Source organism: Cedecea sp. B1(4), assembly GCF_059414925.1.
On sequence record NZ_JCAHMZ010000007.1, the window covers coordinates 238,010 to 256,277 of the forward strand.

Here is an 18,268-nt window from a genome sequence, read left to right on the forward strand (position 1 = left end):
CGATGGATTCGCAACGCAATCTTTTTCTCATCGCTTTGTTGTTCGTGTCTTTCATGATCTGGCAAGCCTGGGAGCAGGACCACGCTCCTCAACCTCAGGTGCAGCAGACCACGCAGACCACGAACAGCCAGGGTAACGCCGCTAACCAGGGTGTGCCGGCCAGTGGCCAGGGAAAACTCATTACGGTTAAAACTGACGTTCTTGAACTGACCATCAACACCCGCGGTGGTGATGTAGAACAAGCGCTGTTGCCAACCTACCCGAAAGAGTTGAAATCCGCAGAGCCGTTCCAACTGCTGGAAACCACGCCTGAATTTATCTACCAGGCGCAGAGCGGCCTGACCGGTCGTGATGGCCCGGATAACCCGGCGAACGGCGATCGTCCGCTGTATAACGTCACTGCCGATACCTTCGCACTGGCGGATGGCCAGAACGAACTGGTTGTCCCGATGACGTTTACCGACGCCGCTGGCAACACCTTCACCAAGACCTTCACCCTGAAACGCGGTGAGTTCTCTGTCGGTGTGGACTACAACGTGAAGAACGTGGGCGAAAAACCGCTGGAGCTGGCAACCTTTGGTCAGCTGAAGCAGTCCATCAACCTGCCTTCTCACCGCGACACCGGCAGCAGCAACTTTGCGCTGCATACCTTCCGTGGTGCAGCGTACTCCACCCCGGACGCGAAATACGAAAAAGTTAAGTTCGACAACATCGCTGATGGTGAAAACCTGAACCTCAACGCCAACAGCGGTTGGGTGGCTATGCTGCAGCAGTACTTTGCTACCGCATGGGTGCCGCATACTCAGGGCGCGAACAACTTCTACACGACCAAGCTGAGCAACGACGTTGCGGCGATTGGCTATAAGTCTGCCTCGCAGATCGTCCAGCCAGGCCAGACCGCTCAGATGGGCAGCACCCTGTGGGTCGGTCCGGAAATTCAGGACAAAATGGCGGCCGTTGCGCCACACCTTGACCTGACCGTAGATTACGGCTGGCTGTGGTTCATCTCTCAGCCACTGTTTAAACTGCTGAAATTTATCCACAGCTTCATCGGTAACTGGGGCTTCTCCATTATCGTTATCACCTTTATCGTTCGTGGCATCATGTACCCGCTGACCAAAGCGCAGTACACCTCGATGGCCAAAATGCGTATGCTGCAGCCAAAACTGGCGGCCATGCGTGAGCGTATCGGTGACGACAAGCAGCGTATGAGCCAGGAAATGATGGCGCTGTACAAAGCTGAGAAGGTTAACCCGCTGGGCGGCTGCTTCCCGCTGATCATCCAGATGCCAATCTTCCTGGCGCTGTACTACATGCTGATGGGCTCCGTTGAACTGCGCCACGCGCCGTTTGCACTGTGGATCCATGACCTGTCTGCACAGGACCCGTACTACATCCTGCCGATTCTGATGGGCGCCACGATGTTCTTCATCCAGAAGATGTCGCCGACCACCGTAACCGACCCGATGCAGCAGAAGATCATGACCTTTATGCCGGTCATCTTCACCGTGTTCTTCCTGTGGTTCCCGTCAGGTCTGGTGCTGTACTATATCGTCAGCAACCTGGTGACCATCCTTCAGCAGCAGCTGATTTATCGCGGTCTGGAAAAGCGTGGCCTGCATAGCCGCGACAAGAAAAAGACCTGATAATATTTGGCGTTAAGCTTACGAAAGGCGGTCGATTGACCGCCTTTTTCTTTTTGATTCAAGGTCTGAGATAAACGATGAGCAATCATGACACTATCATTGCCCAGGCTACTCCGCCGGGGCGTGGCGGCGTAGGCATCCTGCGTATTTCTGGCCGCCAGGCGCGCGAGGTCGCAGAGGCGGTGCTCGGTAAACTGCCGAAGCCGCGCTACGCGGATTACCTTCCCTTCCGCGATGCCGACGGTAGCGCGCTGGATCAGGGCATTGCGCTGTGGTTTCCTGGCCCGAATTCCTTTACCGGTGAAGATGTTCTCGAACTGCAGGGGCACGGCGGCCCTGTCATCCTCGACCTGCTGCTAAAACGCATTCTGGCGCTGCCGGGTTTACGCATCGCCAACCCCGGTGAGTTTTCAGAACGCGCTTTCCTGAACGATAAGCTCGATCTGGCGCAGGCAGAGGCAATTGCCGACCTGATCGATGCCAGTTCCGAGCAGGCAGCTCGTTCAGCGCTTAATTCGCTGCAGGGGGCTTTCTCCGCGCGTATTAACCACCTGGTGGAAGCGTTGACTCACCTGCGTATTTACGTGGAAGCGGCTATCGATTTCCCGGATGAAGAGATCGACTTCCTCTCCGACGGTAAAATCGAAGCCCAGCTGCATCGGGTCATTGGCGATCTTGACGCGGTACGCGCCGAAGCCCGCCAGGGAAGCCTGCTGCGTGAAGGCATGAAAGTCGTTATTGCCGGGCGTCCAAACGCCGGTAAATCCAGCCTGTTGAATGCGCTGGCCGGGCGCGAAGCGGCTATCGTCACCGATATCGCCGGCACCACGCGTGACGTCCTGCGCGAACATATCCACATCGACGGGATGCCGCTGCATATCATCGATACCGCGGGCCTGCGCGAAGCCAGCGATGAAGTTGAACGCATCGGGATTGAACGTGCCTGGAAAGAGATTGAGCAGGCGGATCGCGTGTTGTTCATGGTGGACGGCACCACCACCGACGCCGTTGACCCAGCGGCGATTTGGCCTGATTTCATCGCCCGTCTGCCGGAGCGTTTGCCGATTACCGTGGTGCGCAATAAAGCGGACGTCACCGGCGAAACGCTTGGCCTGAGCGAAGTAAATAGTCACTCACTTGTTCGTCTTTCCGCCCGAACCGGGGAAGGTGTTGACGTGCTGCGCGCGCATCTGAAAGAGAGCATGGGCTTCGAAACCAACATGGAAGGCGGCTTCCTCGCCCGCCGCCGTCACCTGCAGGCGCTCGAGCAAGCCGCTGAACATCTGCAACAGGGCAAAGCCCAGCTGTTGGGTGCCTGGGCCGGAGAATTGCTGGCAGAAGAGCTGCGCCTGGCGCAGCAGAACTTAAGTGAAATCACCGGCGAATTTAGCTCTGACGACCTGTTAGGGCGCATCTTCTCGAGCTTCTGTATCGGGAAATAACCCCTTACCGCCGCCCCGCGTCACACTTCAGAATGCGGGGCATTTTCCTCATATTTAAAATACTTCATCATTTCAAGACGATGTCTTCAGAACGACATTTTTAAGTGCTCCACTTACGCAAACCACTAAGAATTTTCCCAGGATTGAATATATAATATATTGCTCAAAAAATAGTTCATGCTATTGAAGAGCATCAATGACAGCGCATTGAGCCAGAGACTACTCTTCGATCCCTGACAAGATCCAGGATCGGACGCGGAGCGCTGTTTCAGCCACCCGAAACAGCATGACATCGACTGACCATTATCAAGGAGCGACAAATGGCGACGCATTTTGCAAGATGGGCTCTGAACCCTCCCAACCTCACTTCACCCCGGCTGAACGACGAAATTCTTAACGCCGCCAGCCTGATGCCAGAACATCGCCGCACGCGCTATCTCGCGTCGCGTACGCTGGTCGCAGAGATGATGTTTATGCTGTACGGCACCCAGCGCCTGCCGCAAATCATTACGTCTACCGCAGGTCGCCCGCGCTTTGCCGACGCCGAACTGCCGGATTTCAGCATCGCCTACGCCGGTAACATGGTGGGCGTGCTGCTGGCGACCGAAGGGCGCTGCGGGCTGGACATGGAGCTTCGCCGCAGTTTCCAGGCCCCGTCCCCGGTTGTGCCACCGTCCCAGTCCAGCAGCAGCGAAATTACCTGGATCAATAACCAAAACGATCCCAACGAAGCCAGAACCCAGCTGCATACGCTGCGGCGCAGCGTCCTGAAACTAACGGACAATCCCCAGACCAGCCTCAGCACACTACAATTATTGCCAGGCTCTGGTCGTCTGCGCGTCATAAACGAGCCGCATATTGAAGCTATCAGCGATGCGGAAGATATCCTCATCTGGGGCTGTGCCGTGGCGCCAGGCGTGGAGCGCCTGAAGCTGTGGGAATTCGACGGCCAACAGGGCTGGAACGCCCTGCCGGATGCCGAAGCTCGCAGCCGAAGCGCTCAGGCGCGCATCATTCGCCTGACGGGTATATCATCAGAGGCAGCAACGCCGCATAACACATTTTCCCGAACGTCCTGACACATAAAGGAGTACCAATGTCTGATTCGTTGAAGATAGTGACTTTACTGGGGAGCCTGCGTAAGGGTTCATTTAACGCGATGGTTGCCCGTACGCTGCCGAACATTGCCCCGGCAGGCATGCAGATAGATGCCCTGCCTTCCATCGGCGATATCCCGCTGTACGATGCCGACATCCAGCAAGAAGACGGTTTCCCGCAGAGCGTGGAAGCCATTGCCGCACAAATCCGCCAGGCTGATGGCGTGGTGATTGTGACGCCGGAATACAACTATTCCGTGCCGGGTGGCCTGAAAAACGCCATCGACTGGCTTTCTCGCCTGCCTGAACAGCCGCTCGCCGGCAAGCCAGTGCTGATTCAAACCAGCTCCATGGGCGCTATCGGCGGCGCGCGCTGCCAGTATCACCTGCGCCAGATCCTCGTTTTCCTGGACGCGATGGTGATGAACAAGCCTGAATTTATGGGCGGCGTGATTCAGAACAAAGTTGACCCGCAGAGCGGCGAAGTGGTCGATCAAAGCACGCTTGACCATCTGACCGGGCAGCTAACCGCCTTTGGCGATTACATCAGGCGCGTAAAAGCCTGATTCCAGGCCAAAAAAAACGCCAGTCACATGACTGGCGTTGTTGTTTTTAGCGTCTGGCTTTAATCAACAAACACAATTTTCAGTACAAACAGCAGCGCCACGATAATCACGCACGGGCTCAGCTCGCGCCAGCGGCCGGTGCCCAACTTCATGACACAGTAGGAAATAAAGCCCAGCGCAATACCTTCAGTAATCGAGAAGCTGAACGGCATCATCACCGCGGTAACAAACGCCGGTACCGCTTCGGTCAGGTCATCCCACTTCACGCGGGCCAGGCTGGAGGTCATCAGCACGCCAACGTAAATCAGCGCCCCGGCTGCCGCATACGCTGGCACCATACCCGCCAACGGTGACAGGAAGATAACCAGCAGGAACAACAGGCCAACCACGATAGCGGTCAGGCCGGTGCGGCCCCCGACGGAAACGCCGGATGAGCTTTCGATGTAGGCAGTAACGGAAGAAGTCCCGAAGAACGAGCCGGTCACGGAAGAGATGCTGTCCACGAATAGCGCCTGCTTCATGCGCGGGAACTTGCCCTTCTCGTCGGTTAACCCGGCTTTGTCCGTGACGCCAATCAGGGTGCCGGAGGAGTCAAACAGGTTCACCAGCATGAAGGAGAAGATGACGCCTGCAAGGCCCAGATTCAGCGATCCGGCTAAATCCACCTGCCCGACAACGCTGCTCACGCTCGGCGGCGCAGACACGATGCCGTGGTACTGCACGTCGCCCAGCAGCCAGCCCAGCAGCGTGGTTACCACAATAGAAACCAGCACCGCCGCGTGAATATTACGGGAAGCGAGAATCGCAATGATAAAGAAGCCCAACGCCCCCAGCAGCACGCTGTGGGAAGTCAGGTTCCCGATACTGACCAGCGTCTCTTTGTTGGCCACGATGATTCCGGCATTTTTCAGCCCCATCATGCCGATAAACAGGCCGATACCGCTGGTAATGCCAACGCGCAGGCCAAGCGGGATATTCGCAATCATCCAGTAGCGAACGCGGAAGATGGTCAGCAGCAGCAGGCCTACGGCGCCCCAGAAAATCGCGCCCATGCCGACTTGCCAGGACAGACCCATCGCGCCGACGACCACGAAGGCGAAAAAGGCATTCAGGCCCATAGCCGGTGCCAGTGCCACTGGCAGGTTGGCAAAAATCCCCATCAGAATGCTGCCAAAGGCGGCTATCAGGCAGGTGGTGACGAATACCGCCTGGGTATCCATCCCTGCCGCGCCTAGGATCTGCGGGTTAACAAAAACAATGTACACCATCGTCAGGAAGGTGGTGAACCCGGCGATCACCTCGGTGCGGGCGTTAGTACCGTGTTCGCGTAATTTGAACGCGCGTTCGAGCAGCCCCGGGGTTGTTTCCGGAGTGGACTGTGGTTGGCTCATTATCGGTTTCCGAACTAAAAGAGGAAAAAATACGCCGCTATCCTATACCAAAATTGGCGGGGGATAACGCAAATCATCCACTTTTTTCGCTGAAATTACCGCAACGGGATCGATTGCGTTGCGCAAAAAGCATAGAGTAAACGTTAAACCAAAAAGAAAGGAAATGGCATGTCCCGGATAGAAGCGGTGTTTTTTGACTGCGATGGAACGCTGGTCGACAGCGAGGTCATCTGCTCCAAAGCCTACGTACATATGTTTGCGCAATATGGCATTCAACTTGCGCTCGAAGATGTCTTCAAGACCTTCAAAGGCGTCAAACTCTACGAAATTATCGACACCATCAACGCTGAGTACGGCACCAGCCTGCCTAAGCTTGAGCTGGAAGTGATTTACCGCGCCGAAGTTGCCCGCCTGTTTGACAGCGAACTTCAGGCAATCGCCGGGGCGAACACGCTGCTGGCGCAAATCAATAAGCCGATGTGCGTGGTATCCAACGGCCCGGTCAGCAAAATGCAGCACTCTCTCGGCAAGACCGGAATGCTCGGCTACTTCCCGGATGCCCTGTACAGCGGCTACGACATTCAGCGCTGGAAGCCGGACCCGGCCCTGATGTTCCACGCGGCGGAACAGATGAACATGGACGTAGAGCGCTGCATTCTGGTGGATGATTCTATGGCAGGTGCGCAGTCGGGCATTGCGGCAGGCATGGAGGTGTTTTACTTCTGTGCCGATCCGCATAACAAGCCGATCGACCATCCGAAGGTGACGACGTTTACCGATTTGGCTGAGTTACCGGGCTTGTGGAAAGCGCGCGGCTGGGAAATTACGGCGTAGAAGTTGCCCCTCACCCCAAAGGGGCGAGGAGGGAAATCCCCCCTTCCTTCTGGCTGCTCGATTGCACGAAAGCAGACGGCGGTCGATCCCCTCTCCCTTTTAAGGAGAGGGTTAGGGTGAGGGTCACCTACCGGGAGCGGTCAAAAAACTAAAGGAACATCCCGCCGGAAACCTCAATCCGCTGCGCGTTCATCCAGCCCGTCTCATCACTAAGAATTGCCGCAATCGCATCGCCGATATCGTCCGGCTGACCTACACGCCCTAATGCGGTTTGTGCTGCAATCGCCTTCGAAACGTGTTCGTTGTCGCGCACAATACCGCCGCTGAAATCGGTGGCAATAGCGCCTGGAGCAATAATATTCACCGCAATCCCACGCGATCCCAGCTCTTTAGCCTGGTATTTGGTCAGCACTTCCATCGCCCCTTTCATCGTGGCGTAGGCGGCTTTACCCGGCAGCGAGAAGCGGGTCAGGCCGGTGGAAACATTCAGAATGCGGCCGCCGTCATTAATCAGTGGCAGCAGGCCCTGAGTCAGGAAAAAAGGCCCTTTCAGATGGATGTTCATTATTTCATCGAACTGCGCTTCGGTGGTCTCGGCAAACGATGCTTCAAGACCTATCCCGGCATTGTTCAATAAATAATCAAACGTGTCTCGCTGCCAGACCTTGCGCAGCGTTTCTTTCACCTGCTCAACAAATCCAGCGAAGGTAGAGGAATCGCCGACGTTGAGCTGGATTGCCGCCGCTTTCACGCCTTTTTGCTCAATTTCGCGCACAACATCTTCGGCTTCCTGGCGCTGGCTATTATAGGTCAGCAGAATACCGATTCCGCGTGCGGCCAGCTTCAGCGCTGCGTTTTTACCTAAACCACGGCTGCCGCCGGTCACTAAAGCGATACGTTGACTCATGATAAACCCCTTATTTGGCTGTCAGGACATTGAGATACAGCTTATTAGCTGATACAAAATCAATAAATATGGCCAAATGCGCATCACTGTTTCATCTTCAGCAACAATGTGGTGATAAGATGGATAAAATACACGCAATGCAGCTTTTCGTGCGGGTTGCGGAGCTGGAGAGCTTTACCCGCGCCGCGGACACGCTTGGGCTGCCGAAGGGCAGCGTTTCTCGTCAGGTCCAGGCGCTGGAAACCTCACTCGGCACACGCCTGCTGCACCGCACCACTCGCCGGGTTCAGCTCACCCAGGACGGCATGGTCTATTACGAACGCTGCCGCGACCTGTTAACGAACCTCGATGAACTCGACGGCCTGTTCCAGACCGATCCCGCCAGCGTCAGCGGGCGCATCCGGGTCGATATGCCCGTTACGCTGGCGCGCGGCTTGATTATCCCGAAACTGCCGGGATTTCTGCAGCAATATCCAGGCATAGAGCTAGAGCTTAGCAGCAGCGACAGAATGGTGGATGTCGTCCGGGAAGGGTTTGACTGCGTGGTGCGCGTGGGTCACCTCAAAGACTCAGGTCTGGTAGCCAGGCCGCTGGGGAAATTCACCATGATCAACTGCGCCAGCCCCGACTACCTCAGCCGCTTTGGCTATCCCGAAAGCCTGGACGATCTGGCTTCGCATGCACTGGTGCATTACGCCCAAAATCTCGGCACCCGCCCACAAGGCTTTGAAGTCTGGCTGGATAAAACAACGCAGTGGGTGAAAACCGGTGGCCTAATCACCGTCAACAGCACGGAAACCTACCAGGCCGCCTGTGTCGCCGGGCTGGGGATCATTCAGGTACCTCGCGTGGGCGTGAAAACCCAGCTCAAAGAGGGCACTCTGGTGGAAATTTTGCCTCAGTACCGCGCCGAGCCGATGCCGATTTCGCTGCTTTATCCGCATCGCCGCAACCTCTCCCGGCGAGTACATTTGTTTATGGAATGGCTCACTGACGTACTCAAAGCCTATGTCGATTAGCGTTATGGCTATAATTTCCTTAAGATCCTGCCACAGCAAAAGGAAAATTGACCCTATGACGACGCCGGATAACCGCGAAAAACGCCCAACCCACGAGCTCGAGTATGAGCCTGTTGTCCCTATCGAAACCCAGCAGGATGAAGCCCCAGGCGAGCCCGCAGAAAACGAACCGCTGGTAAAGCTCAAAACCAGCAACGCCGCGGTGAACAGCACCATATCCGTGGTCAACAAAACGGTCAGGCAGCCGATGGTTGCCCACCTGCTCCGCGCCGCCGAACGCTTTAACGATCGGCTGGGGAATCAGTTTGGCGCCGCCATTACCTACTTCTCGTTTCTGTCGCTGATCCCCATCATGATGGTGGCCTTCGCGGCAGGCGGTTATGTGCTTGCCTCTCACCCGACGCTGCTCGAAGATATTTTTGCCAAAATCCTTGAGAACGTCAGTGACCCGACGCTTGCCGCCACCCTGAAAAATACCATCAATACCGCGGTTCAGCAGCGCACCACCGTTGGCCTGGTCGGGCTGCTGATTGCGCTTTACTCCGGCATTAACTGGATGGGCAACCTGCGTGAAGCGGTGCGCGCTCAGTCGCGGGATAAGTGGGAACGCAGCCCGCAGGATCAGGAAAAATTCTGGGTAAAATACCTGCGTGATTTTATCTCATTGATTGGACTGCTGATTGCGCTGATCGTTACCCTGTCTATTACCTCGATTTCCGGCTCGGCCCAGACGCTGCTGATCGGCCTGCTGCACCTGGGCGATATTGAATGGCTGAAACCGGTCTGGCATCTGGTCGGCCTGGCGATTTCTATTTTTGCCAACTATCTGCTGTTCTTCTGGATCTTCTGGCGTCTGCCGCGCCATCGCCCACGCCGCAAGGCGCTGATTCGCGGCACGCTGATTGCGGCCATCGGCTTTGAGGTGATCAAAATCATCATGACCTACAGCCTGCCGAAGCTCGTCAGTTCCCCTTCCGGGGCCGCTTTTGGCTCGGTGCTGGGGCTGATGGCCTTCTTCTACTTCTTCGCCCGCCTGACGCTGTTCTGCGCGGCCTGGATTGCCACCGCAGAATACAAAGACGACCCGAGGATGCCGGGAAAAACGCATAAATAATCCTGTCATGATTTCCGGTCAGGATAGGTGGCCTGCCGACCTTCAGGTTAGCAGGTCCACTTGTCTAAACCTCCGACCAGAGAACATGCCATGACAACTGCCTCCGTACCCAAACTCCAAAAAACTGTTATTGACCCCAGCGTTCGCCTGCGCGAAACACACATCGGCGAACAATGTGAAGTACTCGCCAACAGCGTGCTGGAATACAGCACCCTCGGCGACTTCTCCTACCTCGGGGAACATTGTTGCGTGGCCGACAGCGAGATCGGCAAATTTACCGCCATTGCCAACCACGTTCGACTTGGCGCCCCCAATCACCCGATGGATCGCCCGTCACAGCACCGCTTTACCTACTGTCCCGAGTACTACGCCACTGATGTTGGCCGGGATACCTCATTCTTTACGCATCGCCGCGAGGACCGGGTGATAATTGGTAACGACGTGTGGATTGGCCACGGTGTTATCGTCCTGCCCGGCGTGACAGTAGGTGACGGCGCTGTACTGGCCGCGGGCGCGGTGGTCAGCAAAGATGTGCCGCCGTACACCATCGTTGGCGGCGTGCCAGCGAAACCTATTCGCAGCCGTTTCCCGCAGGAGGTGGCTGAAAGCCTGGGGCGTATCGCCTGGTGGGACTGGCCGCTGGAGAAATTAATGGCGCACCTGCCGGAATTTCAATCCGGTGAGATAGCCAGTTTTTGCGCTCGCTGGGACAAGCCGACCAACTCAGCAGATAAATCTAACTGGTAACTTTTATTTAACCTAAAACCAGTTTTATTCTCTATTTTGAAAATTTTGTGAAGCATTTCATAGAAGGTTACGGGCAGGCTTAAAAATTATCCACTTAATGCGCGTTTTTTGAGCCATTTCGCCCGGTGCGGCGCGTTGAAATGCTTCTTTTGCTATGCGTAAATGGACTTTCGTTCGCCATAAATAAGAAAAATCTATGCAAGCATCCGTTGCCACAACTCTCGATACCGGGGCTGACGCTACGCCCGTAAACTCACGCGGAAAAGTCGTTGTTGCTTCGCTGGTCGGCACGGCCATCGAATTCTTCGACTTCTATATCTATGCCACCGCGGCGGTGATTGTCTTCCCGCACATCTTCTTCCCGCAGGGTGACCCGACGGCTGCCACGCTACAGTCTCTCGCCACTTTTGCCATCGCCTTTGTGGCTCGTCCGATTGGTTCAGCGCTATTCGGCCACTTCGGTGACCGCGTCGGTCGCAAAGTCACGCTGGTCGCTTCCCTGCTCACGATGGGGATCTCGACCGTCGTCATCGGCCTGCTGCCGGGCTATGCCAGCATCGGTATCTTCGCCCCGCTTCTGCTGGCGCTGGCCCGTTTTGGCCAGGGTCTTGGCCTGGGCGGTGAATGGGGTGGCGCGGCATTGCTGGCCACGGAGAACGCCCCGCCGCGCAAACGCGCGCTGTACGGTTCATTCCCGCAGTTGGGCGCGCCGATAGGCTTCTTCTTCGCCAACGGCACCTTCCTGCTGCTTTCATGGCTGCTTACCGACGAACAGTTCATGTCCTGGGGCTGGCGCGTGCCGTTCATCCTCTCTGCGGTTCTGGTTATTATCGGGCTTTATGTCCGCGTTTCGCTGCATGAAACGCCAGTATTCGCGAAGATTGCCAAAGCCGGTAAGCAGGTCAAAGTCCCGCTGGGCACGCTGCTGACCAAACATTTGAAGGCGACGATCCTCGGCACCTTCATCATGCTGGCGACCTATACGCTGTTCTATATCATGACGGTCTATTCCATGACCTTCAGCACCGCGCCCGTTCCGGCGGGACTGGGCTTCTCGCGCAATGAGGTGCTTTGGATGCTGATGATGGCGGTGATTGGCTTTGGCGTGATGGTGCCGATTGCGGGCTATCTGGCGGATGCTTTTGGCCGCCGCAAGAGCATGATTGTGATCACCAGCCTGATGATTCTGTTTGCGCTGTTCGTCTTCCCGCCGCTGCTGGGCTCCGGGAACCAGACGCTGGTGATGGCCTACCTGCTGATTGGTCTGAGCCTGATGGGGCTTACCTTTGGCCCGATGGGGGCGCTGCTTCCGGAGATGTTCCCGACAGAAGTCCGCTATACCGGCGCGTCATTCTCTTACAACGTCGCGTCCATTCTTGGCGCGTCCGTCGCACCGTATATCGCCACCTGGCTGCAGGCTAATTATGGCCTGTTCTATGTCGGGGTTTATCTGGCGGCAATGTCTGCACTGACGCTGATTGCGCTGTTGTTGAGTAAAGAGACCCGCCACCAGTCGCTGTAATTTTTACCCTCACCCTCTCCCTAAAAGGGAGAGGGTGAGGTGAGGGGCAGCCTTACTTCTTCATCTGCCCCAAAATCGTCCGGCACTGATTATCACTTCCTTCAGAAGGCGAGATCAGCGCAGCCAGCGCCGCCGCCGGAGTGACCAGCGTGGCAAGCGCCGCAGCCACTGCGCCACGAATAATCAATGGCCCCGGCTTCACTCCCGCATCCGGGCTCTTGAACGTGCCGCGCACATAGAGCGGAGAACGCAGAGTGATAATACGAATCCCTTTGCTCTCCGGATCGATGGTCAGATCCAGACGTTCGCTGGCAAAGTTTGTGCTGCCGGTGACGTTAATAAGCGCGTTTTCAGTATCAAAGGCAAAAATTCTCGGCGTCGCAATTCCGTTGCGTAAATCCAGGTTCGCAGCGGCGCAGTTGATCCGCACCTCATCATCGCCAAAAATCTTGCCGACAATGTAGTTGCCCACGTTAAGGCCAACGATTTCCATCAGGTTACGGCTGATAAGCCCGTCGTTCATCAACAGCTTCAGGCTGCCGTTACTGGTGCCCAGCAGCGCCGCGACTGAGTTACCGCGTCCGCTCAGATTAGCGTCGCCGTTCAGCTCGCCCAGCGTTTTCTGCATCGACTCAACCTTCGGCATAAGCTGCTTCAGCTGCAGACGACGCGCCTGAATATCCGCTTTCCCCTGCATCGGCTTTTTATCGCCCTCAAGGTGGATATTGGCATTGATGGAGCCGCCCGCCATGCCAAATTTCAGCGGCTGCAGGCGCAGGTCAGCGTTATTCAGGATCACGTGGGTGGTGAGGTCACTCAGCGGCAGCGTGCCGCTGTGTTCAATGCGCTGCCCTTTAAAGCGCACATCGGCATCCATCACGTTCCATTTGTCCGTTTCAAAGCGATCGTAAGGCAGCACTTTATCGGCTGGCTGCACCGTCCTGTCGCCCCGCTGCTGTCTGGCTTTTTTCGTCTTTTCGGCATCCTTCCCGGAATCAACGCCAATCAGCGGCCCTAAATCGGCCAGCCGCAGCTGTTTAGAGACTAAATCGCCCTCAAGTTTAGGCCGGGGTTTACCCTGACTGTAGGTCAGGGAACCGTGAATATCGCTGTCGCCAATACGCCCGTTAAAATCCTGATAGCGGAAGACCGAGCCTTTATCCGTGTCGATTTTTGCCAGCAGATGGCCGTCCGTTTCAAACGGAGGCGTCTCCGGCAGCAGCACGCCGGTCAGCGCGTAAAGATTACCGAGGGAATCGCCGGAGAACTTGAGCCTGAGATCGACGCCTCCCATTTTCATCGGGTCGTTAACTGTGCCAACGAAGGCCACTCGCGATGTCCCCGAACGCACGTCTGCCTGCACCGGAAATGCGCTATCGCCTTCGCTACGCAGTGCCAGCATACCGCCAATTTTACCGCTGCCCTCCACCGGCTGGCCGTTGTAGCGGCCATTCACTTTCAGGCCGAAAACGTAATCTGCCGCCGTCGCCGCATCTTTGCCCTGTGGCTTTTGGCCGGAAACTTCGCTAAACGGCAGCGGTTTACCCAAAGGATCAACCAGGATCGTTAGCGCCGCCTTGGTCACTCTATCGTCCACGGCGATCCGACCTTTATCGAACAGGATATTGTCGAGCCGGAAGGACCAGCCGGAGGGTTTTTGATTGGGATCGCTGCCGCCAGCACTGGCAAGGTTAAAGGTCCAGTTATTGTTTTTTTCCGACAGCCGGATAATACGGACATCCGGCTCAACCAGGCGAAGCCAGGGGATATAAACCGTTTTGGTTAACAGCGAAAGCGGGGCGAGCGTGGCCTCGACGCTGGGCAGATGAACCATGGTAACTTCGGGGATATCAGGTGGGTTACCAAGCAGGATATCTTCGGCATGAACGTGTGGCCACGGCACCCAGCTGCGCCAGCCGGGCTCGTCTTTATTTCGTGCCCAAACCACCCCTAAATCGCCGCGAATGGCAAAGGGGCGGTTCAGCTCTGTCGAGACTTTTTGGTTGATGGTTGGTTTCAGCCGGTTCCAGTCAAACGTGGCGATCGCCACGATCGCTACGACAACCAACAACAAGAAAATCCCGGCGACTGTGCTGCTAATTTTACCCGTTTTTGTCATCCTTCTTACCTCTCCTGATGCCGGACTGCCTGACTAAAAGATAGTTCAGCGTGACCGAAACGACATCAGGGGAGGCGAATCAGAACGTTTTCCAGGTTTTCGAAGGGGACAGGGCGCGACAGGAAATAACCTTGTGCCGCATAAGCAGGTGAAGACTGAACATCTCGCCATTCTTCAACAGTTTCAATGCCTTCTACAATCACGCCCTTGCAGTAGCGGTTCATTAATTGCAGCAGCATGGTAAATAAATTCCGCCCTTCATCGCTTTTTCGTAGCATGATGAAAAGCTCGCGCGCCACTTTGATATAGTCGTAGCGGACTTCGCTCAGCGCGGAGAAGTTAGCCAGGCCAGTACCAAAATCATCAAGCCAGAGCGGGCCAAACTCGTGCATGCCGGCCAGAGTTGCCGCCTGCGGCAGGTTAATGTGCTCCACAAGTTCAAAACGTACCCACGGCAGTTTGGCGATCAGATCAAGAATCGGCTGATGCTGCTTCATGGCAATTAAAGTGGGGCCATCGACGTTCACCGAGGCCAGTATGCCGTGACCGATGAAGGTCTGCGCCCAGTCTTCCAGCAGACGCAGTTGCTCTTCCACCACCGTAAGACGCTGGCGGCTGGGGATCGCAGAGAAATAGCGGTCAGGCGGGATACGTACGTCAGCCTCAGCCGGATGCGTGACCACCGTCAGCAGTTCAACTGCCATCAATTTTCCGTCTGTTTTGTAAATCGGCTGAAAGGTGTAGCGGCGCTGGCATTGCAGCCAGAATCGTCGCTCCTGCAAACTTTCAACGCTCGCCTCAAGCGTATGCAGCCGGTGAGTGATCTGCTTCAACTTCATCTGTACATCCTGTTTGCCCTGATAACGCTACATGGCTCGTCGAAAGGTTATCGGCGTCGGAATAGAGAACTTTATGCTCGCTTTCGCAGCAAAATGCGCCGGAGCGATTTTTGTCACAATCACAATAACCTGGCGTACATCAAATATTTTCAAAACGCTGTTTTAAAATGTTTGACTCACTTTTCGCCACGGCGGAGAATGCAAAAAACAGCGTTTTTGTTCATTTAACCGCCAGGTCTCTTATGCTCACTCAGAAAATTGCCGTGATCGGCGAATGCATGATCGAACTGTCTCAAAGTGGGGCCCAGCTGCATCGCGGCTTCGGAGGCGATACCTTAAATACCTCGGTTTACCTCGCCCGCCAGGTCAGCGAAGGCGCGCTGGAAGTGCATTATGTCACCGCGCTCGGCGAGGACAGTTTTAGCCAGCAAATGCTGGACACCTGGCAACGGGAACACCTGCACACGGCATTGATTCAGCGCCTGGAGCACCGCCTTCCGGGCCTGTATTACATCGAGACCGATAGCCACGGTGAGCGGACGTTCTACTACTGGCGTAACGAAGCAGCGGCGCGGTTCTGGCTGGAAAGCGAGCGTTCAGACGAAATATGTGCGGAACTGGCCCGGTTTGATTATCTCTACCTGAGCGGCATTAGCCTGGCCATCCTCAATAACGCCAGCCGGGAGAAGCTTTTCGCGATGCTGAAGCAGGCCAGAGCGAACGGCTGCAAAGTCATTTTCGACAATAACTATCGGCCACGCTTATGGACCAGCCCGGAAGAGACACAGCGTGTTTACCGGCAAATGCTGGCCTGCACGGATATTGCGTTTCTGACGCTGGACGACGAAGACGCGCTATGGGGCATAATCCCGGCAGAGGAAGTGATTCGCCGGACGCATGCTGCTGGCGTAGAAGAAGTGGTTATCAAACGAGGCGCTGAGTCTTGCCTGGTCTCGGTCAGCGGCGAGGATCTACTCGACGTCCCGGCGCTTCGCCTGGCAAAAGAAAAAATCGTGGACACCACCGCGGCAGGAGATTCCTTTAGCGCGGGTTATCTGGCGGTGCGTTTAACCGGGGGTACAGCAGAAGAAGCCGCGAAGCGTGGTCATTTGACGGCGGGCACGGTGATTCAATATCGCGGGGCGATTATCCCGCTGGATGCAATGCCCCAATAAGATGACCCTCACCCTAACCCCCTCCCTGGAAGGGAGAGGGGACGAAAAGAAAATGTCTGCGCAAGTTCCCCCTCTCCCCTGTGGGGAGAGGGGCGGGGTGAGGGGCAATCCCACTGCTAAGAAGCCGGTGGAATATCCGAAACTTCCGGCTTAGGATCGTCCGTCACCGGCGGCGGCGCAGCCGGCACCATCACCTTATCCCACGTCTCTTTCAGCTCCTTCATGTTGTACTCAGGTTCGCCTTTAGGCTGCAGCAGCACCATAGACATCTCCTGAGACAGCTGCTGACGCAGATCCTGATTGAGCATCGACACGGTCAGGCTGTCGAGGAAGTCCTGCCGGAGCTTCTGGTACTGCTCCGGTGCAATATCAACCACCTGATTTTGCAGCGAACGCAAACGCTGGCTTATCAGCACGTCGGTGTCGGTGCGCGCGTAGGTAGCAAACAGCTTCGTCAGCTCATTCTTTTTCTGCGCTATCAACGCGTCGAATTCTTCCTGAGACAACCCCTTATCGCGCACTCTCAACAGTTCACGCCCGACGCTGGTAAGGCTGGCGTTCAGCTTATCGTTCGGGGATTCAATGTTGATCCCGCACTGGGCGCGCAGATAAAGCACGCGGCAATCAAAGCTCAGATTGAGGTCTTTAACGCCATTTTTGCTCAGGCTTTGCTGCACATTCCAGAACAGCGCTTCACGGGCCAGGTCGGCACGCCAGTAGCGCAGCAGCGCCGCAGACTCACGAATCGGCTGCCAGCTGTTGTCCCACATCAGGGACAACCTGTCCTGACGCACGCTGTCGGTCATCAGGCTCACCGGCTCAGGGTTAAGCGGGGAAAGCGTTGGCACAGGCGCAGGCGTGTCGCGCTTGCCTTTTAGCTCACCGAAGGTTTTATTGATTTGCTCCGCCACGCTGCGGCTATCCACGTTACCCACCACGATGAGGGTCATGGCATCCGGGGTGTACCACTTGTCGTAAAACGCTTTGAGCTGCGCGGCATCAACCGGGCGCTTGAGATTATCAGCCGGATCGTGGCCAAGCAGCGTGGAGCCTTTCAGGCGGTAGCGCCACCAGCTGTCTTTGGTGTTCATCGGCCAGGTCGCGACCATATCCGGCACATGCAGTGCCGCGGTGACGGTTGCCGGCGTCACCGCCAGCGACCCGATATTGGTCGACATAAACGTCAGCGCTTCTTTCAGCAAATCATTGCGGTTATTAGGCAAGCTTAAGTTAAACAGCGTGAAGTCATAGGAGACGATAGCCGGAGGAAGTGGACGCTCCGGGTCGCTGCTTTGGTGCCATAACGAACGCGCCTGGCTCGTCGGCAGACCGCCGGTCTGCGTCAACAGCATGCGCGGTAAAAAGTGGCTGTAACCGCTTTGTTGGGCGGTTTCTGTGAGCGAACCGCTATTCACCATCAGGCGAATTTCAACGCGGTCACTTGGGCGCTGGGGGGTGGCCAAAACCTGCCACTGGAAGCCGTTAGAAAGCGTTCCCTGTTGCCAGGCCGGGTCCGGCTGGAGCGCTTCTGCCTGCACGTTGCTGGCCGTTGCGGCTAATAGCAACCCGCCAGCTAAAAGTCGAATCTTGGTGCCCTGCATGTGAACCCCTAAAAACAATCCTGGTTAAAAGTAGCACATCGGCGCGGCATTCGACGTCCGCAAACCGACATAGGTGACGTTTCACCAATCCGTTTGACCGCATTTCTGCGAAAACGTCACGTAAGAAAGTCAAAAATAGAGAATAAAAACCCTAAATAATTCGAGCTGCAGGTAGGCGGTAATTAATACACCTGCAAGATGAAGTATGGCGGGTATTAGGGGGATTATGCAGAGTCGCCCGCAGCGAGG

Annotated in this window: 15 protein-coding genes; 10 read left to right on the forward strand and 5 right to left on the reverse strand. The window is 56.1% G+C overall.

Annotated elements, in window-relative coordinates; genetic code table 11:
* Positions 1-2 precede the first annotated feature (2 nt).
* The 4 genes from yidC to ACR6JA_RS16455 all read left to right on the forward strand — a co-directional run bounded on the left by yidC (position 3) and on the right by ACR6JA_RS16455 (position 4,751).
* Positions 3-1,646 (forward strand): membrane protein insertase YidC, encoded by a 1,644-nt coding sequence (gene yidC, locus ACR6JA_RS16440; protein WP_312745384.1) that lies wholly within the window; start codon positions 3-5, stop codon positions 1,644-1,646.
* 77 nt (positions 1,647-1,723) lie between these two features.
* Complete coding sequence (gene mnmE, locus ACR6JA_RS16445; RefSeq protein WP_494494196.1) at positions 1,724-3,088, forward strand: tRNA uridine-5-carboxymethylaminomethyl(34) synthesis GTPase MnmE; 1,365 nt, start codon at positions 1,724-1,726, stop codon at positions 3,086-3,088.
* A 320-nt stretch (positions 3,089-3,408) separates the two neighbouring features.
* A complete protein-coding gene (locus ACR6JA_RS16450) occupies positions 3,409-4,167 on the forward strand; it encodes a 4'-phosphopantetheinyl transferase family protein (protein ID WP_213713582.1) in 759 nt (252 codons plus the stop codon).
* 17 nt (positions 4,168-4,184) lie between these two features.
* Positions 4,185-4,751 (forward strand): NADPH-dependent FMN reductase, encoded by a 567-nt coding sequence (locus ACR6JA_RS16455; protein ID WP_213713580.1) that lies wholly within the window; start codon positions 4,185-4,187, stop codon positions 4,749-4,751.
* Positions 4,752-4,810: 59 nt separating this feature from the next.
* Here ACR6JA_RS16455 and ACR6JA_RS16460 read toward each other — a convergent pair whose 3' ends face one another.
* Complete coding sequence (locus ACR6JA_RS16460; protein ID WP_039288928.1) at positions 4,811-6,142, reverse strand: NCS2 family permease; 1,332 nt, start codon at positions 6,140-6,142, stop codon at positions 4,811-4,813.
* Between the two features lie 168 nt (positions 6,143-6,310).
* Between ACR6JA_RS16460 and yieH the strand changes: the two genes are divergently transcribed.
* Positions 6,311-6,976 (forward strand): 6-phosphogluconate phosphatase, encoded by a 666-nt coding sequence (gene yieH, locus ACR6JA_RS16465; RefSeq protein ID WP_166994834.1) that lies wholly within the window; start codon positions 6,311-6,313, stop codon positions 6,974-6,976.
* A gap of 148 nt (positions 6,977-7,124) precedes the next feature.
* Here yieH and ACR6JA_RS16470 read toward each other — a convergent pair whose 3' ends face one another.
* On the reverse strand, positions 7,125-7,883 hold the full coding sequence (locus tag ACR6JA_RS16470; protein ID WP_213713578.1) for an SDR family NAD(P)-dependent oxidoreductase: 759 nt from the start codon (positions 7,881-7,883) through the stop codon (positions 7,125-7,127).
* A gap of 119 nt (positions 7,884-8,002) precedes the next feature.
* Between ACR6JA_RS16470 and ACR6JA_RS16475 the strand changes: the two genes are divergently transcribed.
* From ACR6JA_RS16475 to ACR6JA_RS16490, 4 genes are all read left to right on the forward strand, one after another.
* Positions 8,003-8,902, forward strand: a complete 900-nt coding sequence (locus tag ACR6JA_RS16475) for a LysR family transcriptional regulator (RefSeq protein WP_166878783.1) — start codon at positions 8,003-8,005, stop codon at positions 8,900-8,902.
* 55 nt (positions 8,903-8,957) lie between these two features.
* Positions 8,958-10,016, forward strand: coding sequence for an inner membrane protein YhjD (yhjD, locus tag ACR6JA_RS16480; RefSeq protein ID WP_213713575.1), 1,059 nt, complete (start codon positions 8,958-8,960; stop codon positions 10,014-10,016).
* Between the two features lie 90 nt (positions 10,017-10,106).
* Positions 10,107-10,763, forward strand: a complete 657-nt coding sequence (locus ACR6JA_RS16485; RefSeq protein ID WP_494494197.1) for a DapH/DapD/GlmU-related protein — start codon at positions 10,107-10,109, stop codon at positions 10,761-10,763.
* A 196-nt stretch (positions 10,764-10,959) separates the two neighbouring features.
* A complete protein-coding gene (locus ACR6JA_RS16490; protein WP_213713571.1) occupies positions 10,960-12,285 on the forward strand; it encodes an MFS transporter in 1,326 nt (441 codons plus the stop codon).
* A 52-nt stretch (positions 12,286-12,337) separates the two neighbouring features.
* Here the strand turns inward: ACR6JA_RS16490 and ACR6JA_RS16495 are convergent, their stop codons facing one another.
* Positions 12,338-14,404, reverse strand: coding sequence for an AsmA family protein (locus tag ACR6JA_RS16495; protein WP_494494198.1), 2,067 nt, complete (start codon positions 14,402-14,404; stop codon positions 12,338-12,340).
* 65 nt (positions 14,405-14,469) lie between these two features.
* Positions 14,470-15,243 (reverse strand): cyclic-guanylate-specific phosphodiesterase, encoded by a 774-nt coding sequence (pdeH, locus tag ACR6JA_RS16500; RefSeq protein WP_166994838.1) that lies wholly within the window; start codon positions 15,241-15,243, stop codon positions 14,470-14,472.
* A 242-nt stretch (positions 15,244-15,485) separates the two neighbouring features.
* Here pdeH and kdgK point away from each other — a divergent pair, with 242 nt between their 5' ends.
* Positions 15,486-16,418, forward strand: a complete 933-nt coding sequence (gene kdgK, locus ACR6JA_RS16505; RefSeq protein WP_494494199.1) for a 2-dehydro-3-deoxygluconokinase — start codon at positions 15,486-15,488, stop codon at positions 16,416-16,418.
* 116 nt (positions 16,419-16,534) lie between these two features.
* On the opposite strand, the gene ACR6JA_RS16510 is transcribed toward kdgK, so the two are convergent.
* Positions 16,535-18,019, reverse strand: coding sequence for a M16 family metallopeptidase (locus ACR6JA_RS16510; RefSeq protein WP_008460615.1), 1,485 nt, complete (start codon positions 18,017-18,019; stop codon positions 16,535-16,537).
* Positions 18,020-18,268: the final 249 nt, after the last annotated feature.

What these genes read in the sequence shown, in the direction of transcription:
- ACR6JA_RS16485 (WP_494494197.1), top strand. Translation starts at nt 10,107, where the DNA reads ATGACAACTGCCTCCGTACCCAAACTCCAAAAAACTGTTATTGACCCC.
- ACR6JA_RS16490 (WP_213713571.1), top strand. Translation starts at nt 10,960, where the DNA reads ATGCAAGCATCCGTTGCCACAACTCTCGATACCGGGGCTGACGCTACG.
- yhjD (WP_213713575.1), top strand. Translation starts at nt 8,958, where the DNA reads ATGACGACGCCGGATAACCGCGAAAAACGCCCAACCCACGAGCTCGAG.
- ACR6JA_RS16450 (WP_213713582.1), top strand. Translation starts at nt 3,409, where the DNA reads ATGGCGACGCATTTTGCAAGATGGGCTCTGAACCCTCCCAACCTCACT.
- ACR6JA_RS16475 (WP_166878783.1), top strand. Translation starts at nt 8,003, where the DNA reads ATGGATAAAATACACGCAATGCAGCTTTTCGTGCGGGTTGCGGAGCTG.
- mnmE (WP_494494196.1), top strand. Translation starts at nt 1,724, where the DNA reads ATGAGCAATCATGACACTATCATTGCCCAGGCTACTCCGCCGGGGCGT.
- ACR6JA_RS16510 (WP_008460615.1), bottom strand. Translation starts at nt 18,019, where the DNA reads ATGCAGGGCACCAAGATTCGACTTTTAGCTGGCGGGTTGCTATTAGCC.
- yidC (WP_312745384.1), top strand. Translation starts at nt 3, where the DNA reads ATGGATTCGCAACGCAATCTTTTTCTCATCGCTTTGTTGTTCGTGTCT.
- ACR6JA_RS16460 (WP_039288928.1), bottom strand. Translation starts at nt 6,142, where the DNA reads ATGAGCCAACCACAGTCCACTCCGGAAACAACCCCGGGGCTGCTCGAA.
- ACR6JA_RS16495 (WP_494494198.1), bottom strand. Translation starts at nt 14,404, where the DNA reads ATGACAAAAACGGGTAAAATTAGCAGCACAGTCGCCGGGATTTTCTTG.
- ACR6JA_RS16455 (WP_213713580.1), top strand. Translation starts at nt 4,185, where the DNA reads ATGTCTGATTCGTTGAAGATAGTGACTTTACTGGGGAGCCTGCGTAAG.
- yieH (WP_166994834.1), top strand. Translation starts at nt 6,311, where the DNA reads ATGTCCCGGATAGAAGCGGTGTTTTTTGACTGCGATGGAACGCTGGTC.
- pdeH (WP_166994838.1), bottom strand. Translation starts at nt 15,243, where the DNA reads ATGAAGTTGAAGCAGATCACTCACCGGCTGCATACGCTTGAGGCGAGC.
- kdgK (WP_494494199.1), top strand. Translation starts at nt 15,486, where the DNA reads ATGCTCACTCAGAAAATTGCCGTGATCGGCGAATGCATGATCGAACTG.
- ACR6JA_RS16470 (WP_213713578.1), bottom strand. Translation starts at nt 7,883, where the DNA reads ATGAGTCAACGTATCGCTTTAGTGACCGGCGGCAGCCGTGGTTTAGGT.